The organism is Paenibacillus sp. NMA1017, assembly GCF_058895805.1.
In genome coordinates this window covers 429,433-446,096 of record NZ_JBZXYR010000003.1, presented here as the reverse complement: position 1 = coordinate 446,096, position 16,664 = coordinate 429,433, and the positions used below count along the sequence as shown (strand labels likewise).

The 16,664-nt window shown below is 47.3% G+C and carries 18 protein-coding genes; 2 read left to right on the top strand and 16 right to left on the bottom strand.

What is annotated here, in order from left to right; translation table 11 throughout:
• Nucleotides 1–37 precede the first annotated feature (37 nt).
• The 9 genes from AC5ELV_RS10770 to AC5ELV_RS10730 all read right to left on the bottom strand — a co-directional run bounded on the left by AC5ELV_RS10770 (nucleotide 38) and on the right by AC5ELV_RS10730 (nucleotide 8,299).
• Nucleotides 38–592: an LOG family protein gene (locus tag AC5ELV_RS10770; protein ID WP_023990794.1), complete on the bottom strand. Its 555-nt coding sequence runs from the start codon at nucleotides 590–592 to the stop codon at nucleotides 38–40.
• 327 nt (nucleotides 593–919) lie between these two features.
• Nucleotides 920–1,771: a uroporphyrinogen-III synthase gene (locus tag AC5ELV_RS10765; RefSeq protein ID WP_493430171.1), complete on the bottom strand. Its 852-nt coding sequence runs from the start codon at nucleotides 1,769–1,771 to the stop codon at nucleotides 920–922.
• Nucleotides 1,772–1,872: 101 nt separating this feature from the next.
• Nucleotides 1,873–3,021 (bottom strand): GerAB/ArcD/ProY family transporter, encoded by a 1,149-nt coding sequence (locus AC5ELV_RS10760; protein ID WP_307351246.1) that lies wholly within the window; start codon nucleotides 3,019–3,021, stop codon nucleotides 1,873–1,875.
• Between the two features lie 41 nt (nucleotides 3,022–3,062).
• Complete coding sequence (locus tag AC5ELV_RS10755) at nucleotides 3,063–3,287, bottom strand: hypothetical protein (protein ID WP_307351244.1); 225 nt, start codon at nucleotides 3,285–3,287, stop codon at nucleotides 3,063–3,065.
• On the bottom strand, nucleotides 3,280–4,500 hold the full coding sequence (locus AC5ELV_RS10750) for a Ger(x)C family spore germination protein (RefSeq protein ID WP_493430170.1): 1,221 nt from the start codon (nucleotides 4,498–4,500) through the stop codon (nucleotides 3,280–3,282). The genes AC5ELV_RS10755 and AC5ELV_RS10750 overlap by 8 nt, the downstream gene beginning before the upstream one ends.
• Nucleotides 4,500–6,125 carry a spore germination protein gene (locus AC5ELV_RS10745; RefSeq protein WP_493430169.1) on the bottom strand — a complete coding sequence of 542 codons (1,626 nt, stop codon included), beginning with the start codon at nucleotides 6,123–6,125 and terminating at the stop codon, nucleotides 4,500–4,502. The genes AC5ELV_RS10750 and AC5ELV_RS10745 overlap by 1 nt, the downstream gene beginning before the upstream one ends.
• A gap of 180 nt (nucleotides 6,126–6,305) precedes the next feature.
• The gene (locus AC5ELV_RS10740) at nucleotides 6,306–6,644 is read right to left on the bottom strand and encodes a hypothetical protein (protein WP_493430168.1); all 339 of its coding nucleotides are present in this window, start codon (nucleotides 6,642–6,644) and stop codon (nucleotides 6,306–6,308) included.
• 14 nt (nucleotides 6,645–6,658) lie between these two features.
• Nucleotides 6,659–7,372, bottom strand: a complete 714-nt coding sequence (locus AC5ELV_RS10735; RefSeq protein WP_493430167.1) for a pirin family protein — start codon at nucleotides 7,370–7,372, stop codon at nucleotides 6,659–6,661.
• A 69-nt stretch (nucleotides 7,373–7,441) separates the two neighbouring features.
• Nucleotides 7,442–8,299, bottom strand: coding sequence for a LysR family transcriptional regulator (locus AC5ELV_RS10730; RefSeq protein ID WP_023990802.1), 858 nt, complete (start codon nucleotides 8,297–8,299; stop codon nucleotides 7,442–7,444).
• 182 nt (nucleotides 8,300–8,481) lie between these two features.
• On the opposite strand from AC5ELV_RS10730, the gene AC5ELV_RS10725 reads away from it, so the two are divergent.
• Nucleotides 8,482–9,462 (top strand): DMT family transporter, encoded by a 981-nt coding sequence (locus AC5ELV_RS10725; protein ID WP_493430166.1) that lies wholly within the window; start codon nucleotides 8,482–8,484, stop codon nucleotides 9,460–9,462.
• 96 nt (nucleotides 9,463–9,558) lie between these two features.
• Here the strand turns inward: AC5ELV_RS10725 and AC5ELV_RS10720 are convergent, their stop codons facing one another.
• The 6 genes from AC5ELV_RS10720 to AC5ELV_RS10695 all read right to left on the bottom strand — a co-directional run bounded on the left by AC5ELV_RS10720 (nucleotide 9,559) and on the right by AC5ELV_RS10695 (nucleotide 14,867).
• A complete protein-coding gene (locus tag AC5ELV_RS10720; protein ID WP_493430165.1) occupies nucleotides 9,559–11,547 on the bottom strand; it encodes a methyl-accepting chemotaxis protein in 1,989 nt (662 codons plus the stop codon).
• Nucleotides 11,548–11,701: 154 nt separating this feature from the next.
• The gene (locus AC5ELV_RS10715; RefSeq protein WP_493430164.1) at nucleotides 11,702–12,109 is read right to left on the bottom strand and encodes a DoxX family protein; all 408 of its coding nucleotides are present in this window, start codon (nucleotides 12,107–12,109) and stop codon (nucleotides 11,702–11,704) included.
• Nucleotides 12,110–12,233: 124 nt separating this feature from the next.
• The gene (locus AC5ELV_RS10710) at nucleotides 12,234–13,094 is read right to left on the bottom strand and encodes a M56 family metallopeptidase (RefSeq protein ID WP_493430163.1); all 861 of its coding nucleotides are present in this window, start codon (nucleotides 13,092–13,094) and stop codon (nucleotides 12,234–12,236) included.
• A 2-nt stretch (nucleotides 13,095–13,096) separates the two neighbouring features.
• Entirely contained in the window at nucleotides 13,097–13,510 is a 414-nt protein-coding gene (locus tag AC5ELV_RS10705; RefSeq protein ID WP_013312429.1) for a BlaI/MecI/CopY family transcriptional regulator, read from the bottom strand.
• A gap of 146 nt (nucleotides 13,511–13,656) precedes the next feature.
• Complete coding sequence (locus AC5ELV_RS10700) at nucleotides 13,657–14,496, bottom strand: winged helix-turn-helix domain-containing protein (RefSeq protein WP_493430162.1); 840 nt, start codon at nucleotides 14,494–14,496, stop codon at nucleotides 13,657–13,659.
• Nucleotides 14,472–14,867 (bottom strand): Fur family transcriptional regulator, encoded by a 396-nt coding sequence (locus tag AC5ELV_RS10695; RefSeq protein WP_493430161.1) that lies wholly within the window; start codon nucleotides 14,865–14,867, stop codon nucleotides 14,472–14,474. The genes AC5ELV_RS10700 and AC5ELV_RS10695 overlap by 25 nt, the downstream gene beginning before the upstream one ends.
• Before the next feature lie 187 nt (nucleotides 14,868–15,054).
• Between AC5ELV_RS10695 and AC5ELV_RS10690 the strand changes: the two genes are divergently transcribed.
• Nucleotides 15,055–15,372: a YczF family membrane protein gene (locus tag AC5ELV_RS10690; RefSeq protein WP_493430160.1), complete on the top strand. Its 318-nt coding sequence runs from the start codon at nucleotides 15,055–15,057 to the stop codon at nucleotides 15,370–15,372.
• A gap of 167 nt (nucleotides 15,373–15,539) precedes the next feature.
• Here the strand turns inward: AC5ELV_RS10690 and AC5ELV_RS10685 are convergent, their stop codons facing one another.
• A complete protein-coding gene (locus AC5ELV_RS10685) occupies nucleotides 15,540–16,652 on the bottom strand; it encodes a GerAB/ArcD/ProY family transporter (protein WP_493430159.1) in 1,113 nt (370 codons plus the stop codon).
• Nucleotides 16,653–16,664: the final 12 nt, after the last annotated feature.

Below are 16,664 nucleotides of genomic sequence, written 5' to 3'. Positions count from 1 at the left end.
CCTTGCCTCAATCAGTTGTGCAAGCACGAAAAACGCTTTATTTCAAGTTCTCTGCTTTATTTTTTAACATATGTAGCAATTCGTCCGGGTCCGCAGAGATACTTAATAATGCTGGGTGCTCAGCCCCGGTAAACCCTTCTTGCACGCTATGACGCACCATTTCTACTAACGGGTCAAAATATCCATTCACATTCAGCAGCCCAATGGGCTTGCGATGAATGCCAATTTGCGCCCAGCACAATACCTCGAACAGCTCCTCGAAGGTTCCCAAGCCACCCGGAAGGGCGATAAACGCATCGGCCATCTCGCTCATTGCCGCTTTACGCTCATGCATGCTTGCTACCTCAATAAATTCGGTAACTCCCCGATGAATGATCTCTGCATCAAATAACAGGGTAGGCATAATGCCAGTGACCTGACCGTCACCCGCCAGCATTCCATCCGCCACCTCTCCCATCAGCCCCCTGCTAGAGCCACCATAGATCAGACGAATATGATGGCGAGCCATGGCTTCCCCCAGCTTGCCTGCAGCCTCAACATATACCGATGAATGTCCAGGTCTGGACCCGGCAAATACGCAAATAGAATTCATTAACGTCTCAGCTCCTGTCCTAAGTCAGCATTTAGCATAATTCGATTCCCAACGCTCATAAGTACAATATATAGACGAACTAAAGCGCTTCGATCTATATATTGCTTATTTGAAAACGCTCTTGGGATTTATGCAAAATGCTCAAGTATCATGCATCGAAACTTATTCATTATATTAGATAAACATTTTCGCTATAACAAAAATCTTTGTCGATGCATGTCCAACAAAAAAAGATAAAGACCTCGTAGGCCCTTATCTTTATTTTACTCTGTATCCCGAAATATAAGTTCATTTTTCGCATACTGCATTTATAATTTTGATCTCATTTCAATGACCATTCACGATCTTCAGACCACAGCCATGCACCGAATCGTTATGTTCAAAATATTTGCCCAGCTCCACCATCATCGCGCCCATGCGCTCTTCGGTTGGAAACACGACTCGATCAATCCCTTCTTCCACAATGGACTGTGCAGTCACCTTCCCTACGGATACAGCAATCACATCCTCACGAAAAGCTTCCAGTAAATCCTCGATTCGATTTTGCTCTCTGGCATATTGGGCTAAAAATCGAATTTGCGGACCACTCGTGAACGTAACGGCATCAACATTACGATGGATGATATCCTCCAGTAACGCCTGCAATTTTGCTTCCTCAGGTGGGATATGTTTATAAGGAAGTACCTGGCGGGTCACTGCCCCCTGCTCGTCCAGCCATTTTACCAACCGTGGGGCTGGATCGCCATGCAGTTGCAACAGTACTTCTTTCCCCTTCAGATCGTATGGGGCGAAAGCTCCTGTCAATCCGATCAAACTTCCGTCCTCGTCTCGTACTGCTGGCGTAAAGCCACGCTTTTTGAGTCCATTGACCGTCTTGTAGCCCCGCGCTGCAATGTTGGAAGATTGCAGCAACTCCATAATCTGCTCGGCCACACCCATATCCTCTGCCATATCGAACAGAGCATCCAGCCCCATACCTGTCGTGAAGATGTACCAGTCCGGAGGGTGCTTCACCCATGATACAACAGCGTTGCGCAGCTCGATATCATCCAAAAAAACGGTGCCCTGGGCCGGGCGCTGTACTGGCTCCCCCCCCATCTTCACAACTAGCAGCGCCATTTCGTCTGCTTTACGGGGACCTGCAAGAGCGACTCTCTTGCCTGCCATGCGTTGTGCCATTCTGTTGCCTCCCTTGTAGAAGTCGTATTTCTTTCTACCAAGTATACAATCAGAGGGGTAAAAGACAAATAAGAATTACTTTTCCGATGAATACAGTAATCTTATAAGTGGGCGTGTCCTGTTCTGCCTCCCAACTGGTCTTTCTGTCTGTTATCCTGCTTTTCGCCGGATGGCCTATCACCGCCGCCTTCTTCTTTACGTTTGGGTCGGAGTAGCAACCATAACACAAATGGCATGAAGACAAAGAACATGACCATAACCACGGTCCACTCCCGGCTGAATTCATATATTTGTACAATGTTAGAGAACAGCATAAAGGAACAGACATAGCCCAACAAACCTACTGGCCAAACAATCAAATTCCCCCAGGCTGGAGCAAACATACGCTTGACAGTCAAACTGATGACATACAGATCAAACCCCATTTTCGTAAGCAGGGTCGGCACGGTAAGAGCGCCCACAAATAAATCGAACCGATCCAGAAAATCGGTCACTTGCAACTGACGCGCCAGTTCATACGAAGGATAAAACAGTCGTGACAAAATGGGAACACCGATAACCAGCTCTGCCAGTAACACAATTAGAACCAAAAAAACGGTTCCTGTCAGATGCCCAAGCCACGCGCTCCGTGGACTATAATTTTTCCCAAAAATCACAAAGGGCAACATCATAATGTCTGCCATATAACCAAGCATGCGCCAGCTCCCTTTGACCACTCCACCTACATCTGGATGCAAGAACGGTCTCAGTACCGCAAAATCCATATTACGTCCGAAAATAAGCGGCATGGTTAAGAGCGTCAGGATCATCAGCGGAACAAAAACTTCCGTCATATTCACGATAGTGCTAATTCCACCTTTAGCCATAAATACTAAAGTTAACAATATAATCAGAGAAATCACGACAATTGGGGTCAATGGCAACAGCGTAACCTGTACCAGGTCCGTAATAATTCTCAAATCCCTTGCAAATATAATCAGGAAAATTATAAGGTACACCGAGAGCAGCATGCGTCCTAGTACGGGATGAGAGCTTACTATGGCCTGAAGCATATCCTGATCTGGAAAACGCCTCCTAATTCTAAGCACCACATAAATCGGTAGGCATAGCACAATGGCGGCAACCATACAAGTCCAATAAGCATGCTGGTTTGCGTAATCTGCTGCCTGGGCCGGAGCATGTACAAGGGTAATACTGGCCTGCAGCAATACACCAAGCAACACGATTTGTCTGGTTGTGAACTGTTTCATAAAGGTACATCTCCTTTTGGCCCACAGGCATCCATTACACGTTACAACGTAGGGGGGAGCCACATGTCAATAAAACGGGTCAGCCATGTAGCCACATAAACGGAACTTCTTGTCGATGTTCCGTAGATCCAGATACCAATACTAATTACGTACAATACACGTGAGATCCATCGGTTGACGGCAGGTGCAGCGTTGAGACTTTTGCGGTCAATCAGATACATGAAGAGAATAGACAGCACCAATGGCAGTAGAAATACCTTATTCATTCTGAATATTCTCCTTTTTGACCCCAAATGGCTTGGTGATTGCACCAATATTTTCGATGTGTACGACCGGATCTATGGTGACCTCTGCCTTGGGATACAAATGATCCCATTGGGGTTTAATCCGCTTCCATTCATCTGGGCGACTTGTAATGATAACCCGGCCCAGACCAAGCACATCCGAATGATACTTTTGCTGAATAACACGAACAGCCTCTCCCAGTTCCTTCTTGATCTGCTCGGCAACCTGCTGTTCCAGCCACTTCAAGTTTGCCTCTTTGGAAATATCGAAAGTCGTCTCATTCTCTTTTGCATTTCCGTTGCAGTTTATATGAATGGTCATCCGAATCTCATCCCCCCGAATATTGGGTTCGATATTGACCTTATTTTCGATGAGATCTACGGAAATATAACCTTTTCCTTTGGGTGGAAGTACAAAAATTTCCGTATTCTTGGCCTGATTCATACCCAGTAGCAAAAACCGGCTTAAATGATTATCTATTATGCCGGTCACCCTGTCTTTGCGAAATACAGCCAGCCCGTCGACCTGAATATTCGTCTTCTTGTCCTTCAGACTGGCTGGACCATTCTTCACCAATGACATGACCGGCACAGCCGGATCAATACCATCCAGCAGGATCGTATTCAACAGCAGCTTAATTGAACGAGGGTTCTCCATATAGGAATAGTTGAGCTCGCGAACCATTTCTGCCGGATACTGCTCAATCGGAGCATCCGCCTGCAGTACTTCCAGCGCCGATCCCTTCGTTATGACAACGAGAGATGATAAACGGTTCTGTGGAACGCGCGCCAATACATCCATCATATTGCCGATCCCTTCCCGCGCCAGTGCCTCGCCGAACAACAGCACCCGGCGATGGGAGAAATTCAGCGTTCGTGAAACCCCTCGCTGTTCCTCGGCGCTTGCTCCCCGAAAGCTTGGGCCTGTCTTGGACTCCAGATAATAGGACTTCGTCCCGCTTGTGCCTCCCCCGCCTCCTGTGTTTCCCGAAGCCCCGAGCTGCCCAGGGAGCGCAATTTGCATCGTAACCCGATATTGATCCCCTTCCTTATCCATCCCGGTGCCCATCACAAAGGCCACATCGTTCACCTCACGGCGATCCCAGCATCCCCCCAAAAGAACAGAACAGAGCAGCAGACAACTAAGCACAGCCGTTTTACGTATTTTCCCTGTATCAGAGCCTTGGGGCTTCATCACCATCCCTCCTCGGTTGTCGGCGTCCCATTCATCTTTTCTTTTTCCCGTTTGTTGTTGTCTTTTCTGATCCATGAAGGACGTTTAATCATTTTCCACCAAGGTGCACGAACAATGATATCCTTTTGATCCGTATGGTTGTATGGGCTGTATCCACTCATGTAAGGCACGCCAAACGACGTTAGCTTGGTTAAATGTGTGGCGACCAGCGTTGTGGCAATAATGATCCCAAACAGTCCAAACATCCCCGCCATCAGCATGATCGGAAACCGCAGCAGACGAACTGTAATAGCAAAGTTAAAACGTGGAATGGTAAACGAAGCAATACCTGTGAGCGACACCACAATGACTATTGGCGCCGATACGATTCCTGCCTGTACTGCGGCCTGTCCAATAACGAGCGCACCGAGGATACTGACGGCCTGACCGACGGTTTTGGGGAGGCGAATCCCTGCTTCCCGTAATGCTTCAAAAGAAATCTCCATCATCAACGCTTCCACCAGTGCGGGAAAAGGGATGGATTCACGAGCCGCTGCAATGCTCAATATGAGCGTCGTCGGCAGCATATCATGATGATAGGTCGTAACCGCTACATATAATGCTGGCAGAAAGAGAGCCATTACGAGAAAAAGAAACCGAATCCCTCTCACCATATTGCTGATGAAAAAACGCTCATAATAGTCTTCGCTCGCTTGCATCATCTGCCACATCGTCACGGGCCCAATCAAAGCAAAGGGCGTTCCGTCCACAAAAATAGCAAAACGTCCTTCCAGTAACTGTGCAGTGACGGTATCAGGCCGTTCCGTGTATTGCATTTGCGGAAACGGTGAAAATGGATGATCCTCAATCAGTTCCTCAATATATCCGGTCTCCAGCACACCATCAATTTTGATATCACTGAGCCTTTTTTTAACATCCTCCACCAGTTTTGGATCTATGATTCCTTCGACATAGGTAATCACGACACTGGTTTGGGTTTCCTTCCCGATGGTCATACTTTGCATTTTGAGCATCGACGTCTTCAACTTGAATCGCAGAAGTGCCGTATTAACGCGAAGTGTCTCTGTGAAGCCCTCACGCGGCCCGCGAATAACCGCTTCGGTCTGCGGTTCCTCCACTCCACGGCGGACACCTCCCTTGGCGCTGAAAATGTACGCACGCGGCGTGCCCTCTACGAACAAGGCGGCATTGCCGTCCAGTATCGCTGCCGATACCATCTTCCATTGATCCATCGTTTTGGTCTGGGACATGGAGATACGCGTTTCATCCAGCGGCTCCAATTTGCCGTTCACTTCAGGGTCCTTGAGCATCATGCCCAAGATGAAAGGCCGAAGGATATGATCCTGCAAATCCTCGGATTTTACCGTGCCTTCAAAATAAGCCAACAACCCTTTGCGTTCAGGGGAAATCATGAGCTCTCGATAGACGACATCAGAACAATCCTTAAAAATATCACGCAGTGCGGTCAAATTATCGTCCAGACTGGTTCGCAACGGCTGTTCCAGCCACGAGGGCTCAGGCAGTCCCTTGGGAACACGGGCATTTCGTGGCTTGCGGTCCGGGGCCGGAACCGCTCTTCGGCTCCACGGCAATCTCGGCAACTTGGGAAAGCGTCCTTTCTTCATGTTATTCCCCCCTTTACGAATGAGCCGAACAACGTAATATGACATATAGGATGTACCAGCCTGCAAAGGATTATGTATCCAATGAACACAACATGTCGAACAGATAACAAAAAGACCCTGCAATGATGCAGAGCCTTCGAAAATCCATTATAAATCTGAAAATTTATGATAAAGGAATGATTAATCCCCCCAATAATCCTCGGGATGGTATTCAATCTCAGAACCAGCCTCGAACGTCAGCTCATCTGTCTGCTCATGATATTCCACGCTTGCTGGAGTGACGTAATACCAATGCTTCACCACGGGTCCTTTGTCTACCGGCGTTACAAAACGAAATACGTTCAACTCCCCGCTATAACGCACAATCGCCTCCGCAGCCTCATGCGGCAGCCCTTGAAGCGTGAAGCGAAACACCCCGTCCATCGACTCCAAACGGCAATCGAAACTCTGCTTGCGGCTGTCGGCAAAGCTCCGTCCCGTGACGGCATGCTTGATCAGCCATGTTTCCTGCTGCGCCATGTGCGCACCTCCTTTTAGGGCAAGTCAATCAACATATAAAAAGCAGACTCCTCTGCTGCCAGCGCTAGCTTCGGCTCCTGCTCAATACGAGCTGAATCGCGCCCTTGCAGAATATGTTCACCGTTCACACGCAGTGAGCCTTCGATGACGAACAGGAACACGCGCCGACCCTCGGCCTGTGTGAATTCTACTTGTTCTCCGGGTTGAAGCTTACTTAAATAAATCGTTAAATCCTGATTGATTGCAGCTATTTCACCCTCTGTGCCTGGTACACGCTTTCCGGCAACGACAGGCAGAAGCTGACCTTGAAGACGCTCAGGATCGAACGCTGTAGCTTCATATGACGGTTTCAGTCCTCTCGTATGCGGGCTAAACCACAATTGCAGCAGACTGACATCCTCTGTTTGTGATGCGTTGTGCTCCGTATGAATGATGCCGTGGCCCGCTGACATTCGCTGAATGCCTCCAAAACGGGTCACCGCTACATGTCCACGGTTGTCTTCATGACGCAGTTCCCCATACAGCACAATCGAAACAATCTCCATATCACTATGCGGATGCGCCCCAAAGCCCCGTCCCGGTGTGATGACATCGTCATTACAGACACGCATAGGACCAAACGCTGTATTGTTCTCATCCTGATACTCCGCGAATGAAAAGCTGTGACTCCCCCGCAGCCAGCCCTTATCGAAGCTGAATCGGGAAGCCGCCGGATATATTGTAAACATAATAGCCCTCCTTCAGGAAGAAAAGTGAGATCAAATCCCTCTCATTGTACCCGAGCTCAAGCGATAAAGCTACGCCTCTGTCTGAGTGATAATCTCGTCTATAAAAGACTGCAAAGTACTGGTAACAAAGGCTTCCTTACGCCGGATAAACACCGTTGTTACTTCATTGTACGGCTCAGGCATCGCATGACCGCACACAAGGCCTTGGGCCACCAGCCCGCTGATCGAAGATTCGGGAAAAACGGTCATTCCAATACCCGCCGCTACACTGCCGATAATCGTCTCAAATGTCCCAAACTCCATAATCTGCTTGGGAATGATCCCCTCCATCTTGAGCCAGGTTTCCAGCCGTCCCCGGTAGCCGCAGCCTTTTTTATATAAGAGGAGCGGACGGGTAGTGAGATCCTCGACAGAAAAGTCATCTCCTTGGGATACGAGGACCAGCTTTTCCTGAAATACATCAAATTGTTCAATGAGCGGATGCTTGACTGGCCCGGTCACGAAAGCTCCATCCAGCCGCATTTCTGCAACCTCCTGCACCAGAGACTCTGTAACCCCAGCCTTGAGGGACAACTCGACATCCGGGTACTTGCTATAGTAAGCATGTAAAATGGCTGGGAGGGCAATTACGGTCTCCACAATGCCAATCTCCAGCACCCCCGAAGGTGCAGAGGTATTCTGAAATGCATGTTTCATTTCCTCAAATTGCGATAAAATGCTTTTCGTATATTGCAGCAGACGCTTGCCCTCGGCATTGAGGATCATTCCCCGCTTATGTCTATTAAATAAAGGCGTTTGCAGTTCCTTTTCGAGCAGCTTGATTCTGGCCGTTACATTGGACTGGACATAGCTAAGCTCGGCTGCAGCCTTGCTGACGCTACCATGCGCAGCCACCGTCTGGAAAATGTTTAAATCGTTCAGATCCACTACTGCTCCTCCTTATTGTGAAGGGCAAGGGGCCATCAAAATTGACGCGCCTTGTCACTTATTATCATTTTAAATGATCATAATGTTTATTTTCAATCATTTTACCAACAGCTTCCTATCCTTTATGATGTTGTCCATAAGATATGTCCGCTGAGACCGGCAAGGAGGAGCTTTCGTACACCATGAACAGACAAATCATGACCGGATCTTTATTATGCCTAATCGCCAGTATGTCCTGGGGGGCGATGTTTCCGGTTTCGCACATTGCATTACAACACATCAATCCACTGTACTTTTCATTTTTGCGCTATTTATCGGTTACACTCATTTTAGTCGTACTATTGTGGCTCAAAGAGGGACGGACTGCATTTCGCTTTGAGGGCAAGGGCAAGACGTTGTTATTCTTCGGGACCATGGGATTCACCATTTATAATATGGCCGTTTTCCAGGGACAGCACGCGATGGGGGCAGCAGGTACTCTGGTAGCCTCTATTATGGAAGTGCTAATGCCGATGATTTCCATTGCGATGGTGTGGGTCATGACCCGTAAAATGCCTCCGAAATATACACTAATCAGCATGGTGATTGCGCTGGCTGGGGCTTTACTTGTGATCACGAACGGAAAATGGACCTTTTTCACACTTGCCGGACAACATTTACTGCCGCTGCTGCTTATTTTCGTAGGCGTCGTCGGATGGGTCGTATATTCCATGGGAGGTAGCCATTTTGCAGGATGGTCTACTCTTCGGTATTCAACCCTAACCTGCCTGCTCGGAACTCTCGTCTCCTTCGTAGTCGTCACATTTGCCTCTGCTTTCAACTGGATTGTGGTGCCGGACTGGCAGGCTGTGTGGTCAGTTAAATACGAAATGAGCTTTATGATCCTGCTTCCAGGGCTAGCTGCCCTGCTTAGCTGGAATGCCGGAATCCGAAAGCTGTCTCCACTCAACGGAATTCTATTTATCAACTTTGTACCGATTACCACGCTGGTACTCATGTATTTCCAAGGTTATGCCATTAGCCGTTTTGAACTATATGGGACAGTGCTGGTCATTTTCGCACTGATTCTGAACAATATATTTCAGAGAAGTTCGCTGCGTCCTTCCGACAGCTCACGGAATGTCCGTTTCCGTCTGGATCGCCGCAAGTCCTTCCAACGTTAACTTCTAACCCTGCAAACCGGAAATTATGCTAAAAACATTAAAAAAAGCGCCTGGATACAGAGTACAATCTCCTTTATCCGGGCGCTTTTTATCATTTTAGGATTTTCCTTCAACCTGAAAACGTCCAACTAGTTCACGCAATTCCTCTGCCATTTGGCTCAGGTCCGCTGTAGATGAAGCAATCTCCTCGATAGAAGCGAGCTGTTGCTCAGCTGCCGCTGAGATCGACTCGGTGTTGCTCGCTGCCTCGTCCGAAATGTGGGCAATATCGCTCATAATATCTACGACACCTACAGTCCCCCGTGCCATTTCCTGAGTCACTCCGGTAATGTCATTGATATGCACCATAGCTCGTTCCACGGCCTGGCTGATTTCCGCAAAGGATTGCTCAGACGTGGTTACCGAATCAATGCCTTCCGTCACCCGTGTCCGCGCTTGATGCATAGCACCCAGAGCATGATTCATATCCACCTGCATCGCTTCAATGCGCTCCGAGATCAAGGTGGCCGACTTCGCTGATTCCTCAGCTAGCTTACGTACCTCCGTAGCGACCACGGCAAATCCCTTACCATGATCCCCAGCGCGTGCAGCCTCAATGGACGCATTCAGAGCTAACAGATTGGTCTGTTTAGCGATACCGGATATAACGCTGATAATATTCACGATTTCACCGGAGCGCTCATTGAGGGAGTCCATGGCCTGTCCAAGATCGTTAACGGTTTCGTCGATGTCATGCATCTTCTGTACAGCCTGCGTAGCGGCCTTGCTGCCCTCCTGAGCCGACTCGGCGTTCATCTTCACATGTTCAGATACGCCCACCATACGCTCGGATACATTCGCTGCTTGCTGAGCAAGCTCCTCCATATTTACAGATCCGTGCTTAACGCTCTGCACCTGACGTTCGCTGCCCACAGCTACTTCCTGGATAGCAATGGTGACATGCTCAATCGCTTGGGTTGTCTGATCTGCCCCCGCAGCCAGCTCCTCCGCTGAAGAACTTACCCGATCTGTCGTTTCGTGTACGCTTCGAATCATCGTGCGCAAACTGTCGACCATGGTTTGGAAGTGAGCAGACAATTCGCCTACCTCATCCGTTTTTCCAGTTTCCAAATCGCCCGTCAAATCTCCTTCACTGATTCGTTCTGCTGATTTTTGCAGCTTACGAATCGGTACCAAAACAGAACGGGTAATCAGGAAAATCGCGATAAGTGCAATCACCAGTGAGGCAGCCAGCACGAAAATGGTTACATAACGCATGGCAGCGGTGGCATCGCTAATCTCGGATTGATAGAAGGTACCTGCAATTTTCCAGCCGGTATCCGTATTCGTTACATAGGTCAAATATTTCTCGCGACCTTCATGCATATAGTTGAAGTTCCCGCTCGGCGCAGTATACAACGTATCAAGCGAATTCTCCTGAGGAGATGAGCCCGCTTTAGCCGTAGGATGGACTACAAATTTCTTCGTATGATCCAAAATGATGATGTACCCCTCCTGGCCCACTTTGATAGAGGCCAGTTTACGTACACTCTCCAAATTCAGAGAGATCCCAATAACCCCGGACTTGTCGGAAAGCGTCTGAGATACTACGACAACAGGAATACCCGATGAATTGATGATAACAGGCGTAATTGCAACCTTACCGGGCTGCTTCATCGCTTCTATGTACCATGGACGTTTGCGAGGGTCAAATGTCCCTTCATCCTCCTTGGGTACCCCCCGGATCATCAAGCCCTCCGGTGTTCCAACAAAAATATCTGTCGCATCTTCGTGCAAACCTTTGTATTGGATCAGCTTGGGCTGAATCAAAGGGCTGTTTCGACCATCTATCATCGAGCCGTCCAGACGCTCCGCCAAATAACTCGCATCTTTAATTTTACTGGCAATTGCGTATTCAATAATTGAGTTAGCCGTCGCTACCCCCTGATTCGCACTACCGTGGAGCTGTTTCTCCATAGCATTATATGATGATTTATAGGTCGCAATGGAAATACTTAAGCTCGGAATCAGCAAAACAAGCAAAAAGCCTAAACTTAGCTTGTTCCTGAGTGTCCATATCGTTTTTCTCTTTCGCGTTGTTCCCATGTTTTTTCCCCTTTGCTCATAAAACGATATATTTGAATTACATTCCGTGTTAGTTATATCGGTTGAAAGTAGCAAATGATTTACAATGAAATTTCACAAAGGAGAAAAACAAAAACCGCGCCCTATGAGACTAAGGACGCGGTTATATGAACATTTAGACCTGTACGTTACTGTTTTCAGCCTTTTTACGGCCAAATAACTGATCCACTGCCAGAAAACGTCCACCGACAAGTGCTTGCTGAAGACTGGTGAACAGAACCAGCAGATCAAATTCAATCGAGCCAAAAGGCTGTCCTTTTTTAGCGGTTAGCAATACACCGATCATAACGATGGTCAATGCCGCTCCAGCCAATCGTGTTCCGATACCCAGAACCAGTGCAATACCCCCAACCAGCTCAACCGTGGCGACCACAGGAGCCATCCAACCAGGGAGTCCGATGCTTTGGAAGAAGCCAGAGGTTCCGTCTAATCCCTGAAACTTTTGTGCACCGTGAACGATAAAAATAACCCCTGTAAAGATTCGTACCAACAATAATCCAATATTCATAAGTGTTTGATTCATTTGCTCATCTCCTTTTAAGTTGTATAAAAACCCTGTAAAAAACTACATAGTGTAGTGTAAAGAACATCGAGAATCGAGAATCGGGAGCGCGAAAAGCGCCACCCGTAGGAAACATCTTGCCAAACTAGATCAGCGCCAGTGCGAACATAAGTGTCAGCATCACTAGCACATAGCTGGAAAACATAATCGAACGCCAAGGCATTTGAATGACAGGTTCCTGCTGAGGGTCTAAAATACGTGAGATACGATAATTAATGGACGTTTCTGCAAACGAGGAACAAGCGGCGGAGTTTACCAGGCGAGTATTGGCAGGCGTCATACTCAGAAGCTTGAGCAATGCGCTCCCAATCCCAACCGGTGAACCGGCTCGATGAATCGCTTCGTTATCAGCCAAAATTTCACGGGCCGTCTTATAATGATGGGTAATGTGACGCAGCACAGGCAAGTAAAACAACTGTTTAGCACACACTTGCAGCAACCAGGTCTTCAACGGATCATAATGTTTCATATGATAGGCTTCGTGGTATATGACCGCTTCTTCCTCGTGCTTGTCCAGTACGGACAATAGTGCAGAGGACAATACAATGCGTGGCTTCCATAATCCCATGGTGAAGGCGGCAGGCTTGGCATAATCAATGACCCAAATCCGATCGGTCCCGAGTTCACGATATCGTTCACCCAGTGATTCGGTCAGCGGCAGGTGGCGCATTCGGTAGAGTCTGCGAAAAGCTGCCTTGGTAGCCATACACTGTCTGACTGCTTCTCCTCCGGCGATAGCGAAGGTAACGAAAACCAGCCCGCTGAGCGCATCCACCATGTAGCCGATTCCGTAGTGCTGCAACAAACTTCTGCAAATTTGAAACACGTTATAATTCAATTTCCAGCCGAAAACATGCTGCCCGGCGTACATACCCATCTGTATAAGGGCGAAACCCGAAATCAAGGCGCCTGCTGTAAACAGTAATTTAGAACGTGTTTTCCACATCGCTACATATCCTTTTTCCATTGTTTAATTTTTTGTTCCAGACGTTCGATCAACTTCGGATCGGCCACCTCCAGAGCGTCAATCATATGATTGACAGCAAGCGGACCAAATTCATCCACCAATTCGTGACTCAGTCCCTTGGATTGCTCATCCATGAACTCTTCCCTACTTAAAACTGGACGATATAAAGACGTTCTCCCACGTATACTCTTACTCAGTATTCCCTTTTCCACTAGACGGTTCATCACGGTCATTACCGTATTGAAGTTAAAGTCCCGGTCCCCCTCCAACGCGGTCTGCACTTCTTTGATACTCCGATCCGAAGTGGACCATAAAATATCCATAATTTTGGCTTCCAGAGGCCCAAAAAATCGGTTAAGCCCAGTTTCGCCAGCTTTAAAATTCAGTCGTTTCATAAGAAGCACCTCACACTACCGATTGTAGTGTATATATCCTGATAAAGTCAACCGTCACACCTAATGTCAGTTTCTTCATGGAATCATATACAAACCGCCGAATGTCTCCATCCGGCGGAAATTCATCGGTATTCATAGCTTTTAGTTCAATCTGCCAATCTATATCCTACACCTCTTACGGTTGCAATATATGCAGGTTCCGCAGGTCGATCATCCAGCTTCTTGCGCAAACTTTTGACATGCACATCTACAACGTTGCTGCCGCCTACAAAATCCGTCTCCCAAATATCGTGCATCATTTGCTCACGGGAGATCACTTTGCCTTGAGCATCAATCAGCTTCAGCAGCAAATCGTATTCTGTTTTAGTCAGATTCAATTGACTCTCTTCTTTATATACCAGCATTTTATCTCGGTCAATCCAGATGTCCTTGAATACCCTACGACGGCTGGCTTGCGCTGCCTGACGGGAAGCGGCAGGATGGCGTACAATCATCCGTTCAATATCATGCACCATGTGGTTGGAAGCCAGCGACCACACCAGCACCTCTTCTGAAGGAAGCAGCTCATGCGCATGTACAGACATCCGATCCTGAACCACATACATAACCGGTGTATCTTTCATGTGTTCTATCTCAAGACGATTGCGGATATCTAGTAATTCACTCTGTGGTTCGGTGGCGGTCAAATCGTAAATCAACAGATCGCTTCCCAGATGACGCTGCACTTCAGGCTCCCAGCGATGGAAAACCATTACATCAAAACACGCATCTGACAGCGTACGCACCAACCCGTGAACTACACCCGGTACCGAACTGATCAGAATGATACGACGTGTAGTCGGACAATACAAAGGCTCATTGGAAGGAACGGTCTGCACCGTAGGTGTAGAGGGAGCTGCTAACATCGATGTCCAACTGCCCTTCACCCGTCTAGGCATATCAGCCACTTTGAAACGATTCGTTATCTGATTCGCTTGCTTTGACATTCCTTACACACTCCTCCGAATACGACATGGGCATGGGCAATAGTATACCCCGTTTCATGCGCAACCGTGTCAATCCAATCTTGTGGAACTTCACTCATCACTTCATCTACTCGACCGCATACCTGACAAATAATATGCTGATGATCGTCCATCCGTCCGTCATAACGACTAGCAGCTTCCCCCAGCTTCAATTCACGGATTAATTCCTTATCTGTCAAATAACGCAGTGAATTATATACCGTTCCATATGCCAGATTATATCCGCGCTCCATCAACCGATTCATAACATCGGCCGCAGTAGGATGATCGTGGGCTTCACGAACCACATCATATACCGCTTGGCGCTGCGAAGTTAAATTTAAAGTTCTCATAGCGCATCTCCCTTAGCCAACGTAGATTATATTAATTACAAACTTACAATCACAATAAAGATCAATTTAGAATAAGTATAAATCTTAATTTATTTCAAGTCAATGGGATCGGATAAATTGAACGGCTTTGCAACACAATGTATACATGGTACATGCTTGGCTTATATAATTATCGGAGGGATGCTTGATGAAAACACTTTGGATATTCATGCTTTTTATGCTGCTAATGCTCGGAACAAGTATGTCGATAAAATGGCTTCTTGGTGTTCATCATCCTTGGGAACCTATTTCATTGGCTTTTCTCACTATGCGACCATCAGAATATATCGTCCTGGTAGGAATGCTCATAGTGCTCCTTATAAATGTGGGCAAAAAGCAAATAGGAAACGCATTTCGCTTCCTTTTCTCACAATGGTCACATTTCCTCAAAGTTTCTACTTCCTCCTCTTCCTCTCCGCAAGAGAGTCATCAGAAAGAACAAACAAGGGAAAACGTAAACAAATAATGGATGAATATAGATGAGGGACAGTCGTCCAAATTCAAAGTGGCAATCCATGTATTCCGTTCATATTCATTATCCATATTAATAATGACCGCATTTCCCAGAATAAAATGGAACATCAAAATGAGTTTGACCGGTACCGATGTATTTTTTATCGGCAAGACGATGACTCATGAGACATTTTCCTCTCCTTTTTTATTCCGGGTCTTTCTCAACCACGACACGATTAGCAGCAAGATAGGAAAAAACACGGCAAATATCGGAAACAGCCATTTCAGCACTAACTCGCCTGTTTGAAGGTGATCTTGATAGCTCAGTGCCATCAATACACACGAGACTAACATGATCAGCCCAAATGGCAGGATCAGTTTATGGTAAGACATTCTCAATACATCCTCTGCGGCTTTAACCGCGGCATAATAGAAGATGAAAATTTTAAAAAAATCAAAGATAATAACGCTCATAACGCCGATGACATCGACTCTGTCGATAAAATCAGATATTTCGACCTTGCTGATCATCGAGAGCAGCGGGTAAGTCGCCCGTTTGAACACATCCTCCCCCAGTGCAAGCACATTGGACAGTGTGACAATAGACAGGAGCAGCCCTCCCAGCAATATAGCAGAGACCCCTACCCCATTGGCACGATAGCCTTTTTTCAATGTGGGGAGAATCATCGCAAACGTAACCATCTCGCCGTACGGTAGCATCACGGCTTGCGAATAAACAACTTGCCATATCGGCTGCCAGCCATGCTCGGCTATGGGCAATATATTGCCCACATCTACAATGCCTGCTAACAAAACTAATATATTCGTAGCCAGGCCCAGCAGCAGCAGCAAAATCAACATGATGATGGCCGTCCGGCCTGCAACCTCGATTCCCAAATACACCACATACATTACAAGTCCAATCATTAAGGCACAAATGACTGTCAACGGCGTATGCTGAAGTGTCCGGTCGGCAATCAGGATCCCCGTATCCCGAAGATCCCGTGCTCCGCCGTAAAGAAAAAACACGATATATAAAAAAGCAAGCGCACTCCCTGCTTTCTTGCCCAAAAGGGTTCTGCAGTACTGTGTCATTAGCAAGTTGGGAAAGCGTTGGTGAAGGCTGCCATAGCATACAAAAAGCAATGCCCCAAAAATCGCTGAAATGAGGATGGCGATCCATGCATCCTTGCCCGCATTCCTTCCGGGAATAGACATCATGGATGTGCCCATCTCAAACAACACCATAAGAGAGATCATCTCTTTTGCACCTATCTGTACCCTTTTTTTCATAGCCTTCCCTCC

Coding starts and splice junctions, on each gene's coding strand:
- AC5ELV_RS10700 (WP_493430162.1), bottom strand. CDS start 14,496: ATGTCAAAGCAAGCGAATCAGATAACGAATCGTTTCAAAGTGGCTGAT.
- AC5ELV_RS10760 (WP_307351246.1), bottom strand. CDS start 3,021: ATGAAACAGTTCACAACCAGACAAATCGTGTTGCTTGGTGTATTGCTG.
- AC5ELV_RS10750 (WP_493430170.1), bottom strand. CDS start 4,500: ATGAAGCCCCAAGGCTCTGATACAGGGAAAATACGTAAAACGGCTGTG.
- AC5ELV_RS10765 (WP_493430171.1), bottom strand. CDS start 1,771: ATGGCACAACGCATGGCAGGCAAGAGAGTCGCTCTTGCAGGTCCCCGT.
- AC5ELV_RS10705 (WP_013312429.1), bottom strand. CDS start 13,510: ATGAAACGACTGAATTTTAAAGCTGGCGAAACTGGGCTTAACCGATTT.
- AC5ELV_RS10725 (WP_493430166.1), top strand. CDS start 8,482: ATGAACAGACAAATCATGACCGGATCTTTATTATGCCTAATCGCCAGT.
- AC5ELV_RS10740 (WP_493430168.1), bottom strand. CDS start 6,644: ATGGCGCAGCAGGAAACATGGCTGATCAAGCATGCCGTCACGGGACGG.
- AC5ELV_RS10685 (WP_493430159.1), bottom strand. CDS start 16,652: ATGAAAAAAAGGGTACAGATAGGTGCAAAAGAGATGATCTCTCTTATG.
- AC5ELV_RS10695 (WP_493430161.1), bottom strand. CDS start 14,867: ATGAGAACTTTAAATTTAACTTCGCAGCGCCAAGCGGTATATGATGTG.
- AC5ELV_RS10770 (WP_023990794.1), bottom strand. CDS start 592: ATGAATTCTATTTGCGTATTTGCCGGGTCCAGACCTGGACATTCATCG.
- AC5ELV_RS10690 (WP_493430160.1), top strand. CDS start 15,055: ATGAAAACACTTTGGATATTCATGCTTTTTATGCTGCTAATGCTCGGA.
- AC5ELV_RS10710 (WP_493430163.1), bottom strand. CDS start 13,094: ATGTGGAAAACACGTTCTAAATTACTGTTTACAGCAGGCGCCTTGATT.
- AC5ELV_RS10755 (WP_307351244.1), bottom strand. CDS start 3,287: ATGAATAAGGTATTTCTACTGCCATTGGTGCTGTCTATTCTCTTCATG.
- AC5ELV_RS10735 (WP_493430167.1), bottom strand. CDS start 7,372: ATGTTTACAATATATCCGGCGGCTTCCCGATTCAGCTTCGATAAGGGC.
- AC5ELV_RS10745 (WP_493430169.1), bottom strand. CDS start 6,125: ATGAAGAAAGGACGCTTTCCCAAGTTGCCGAGATTGCCGTGGAGCCGA.
- AC5ELV_RS10715 (WP_493430164.1), bottom strand. CDS start 12,109: ATGAATCAAACACTTATGAATATTGGATTATTGTTGGTACGAATCTTT.
- AC5ELV_RS10720 (WP_493430165.1), bottom strand. CDS start 11,547: ATGGGAACAACGCGAAAGAGAAAAACGATATGGACACTCAGGAACAAG.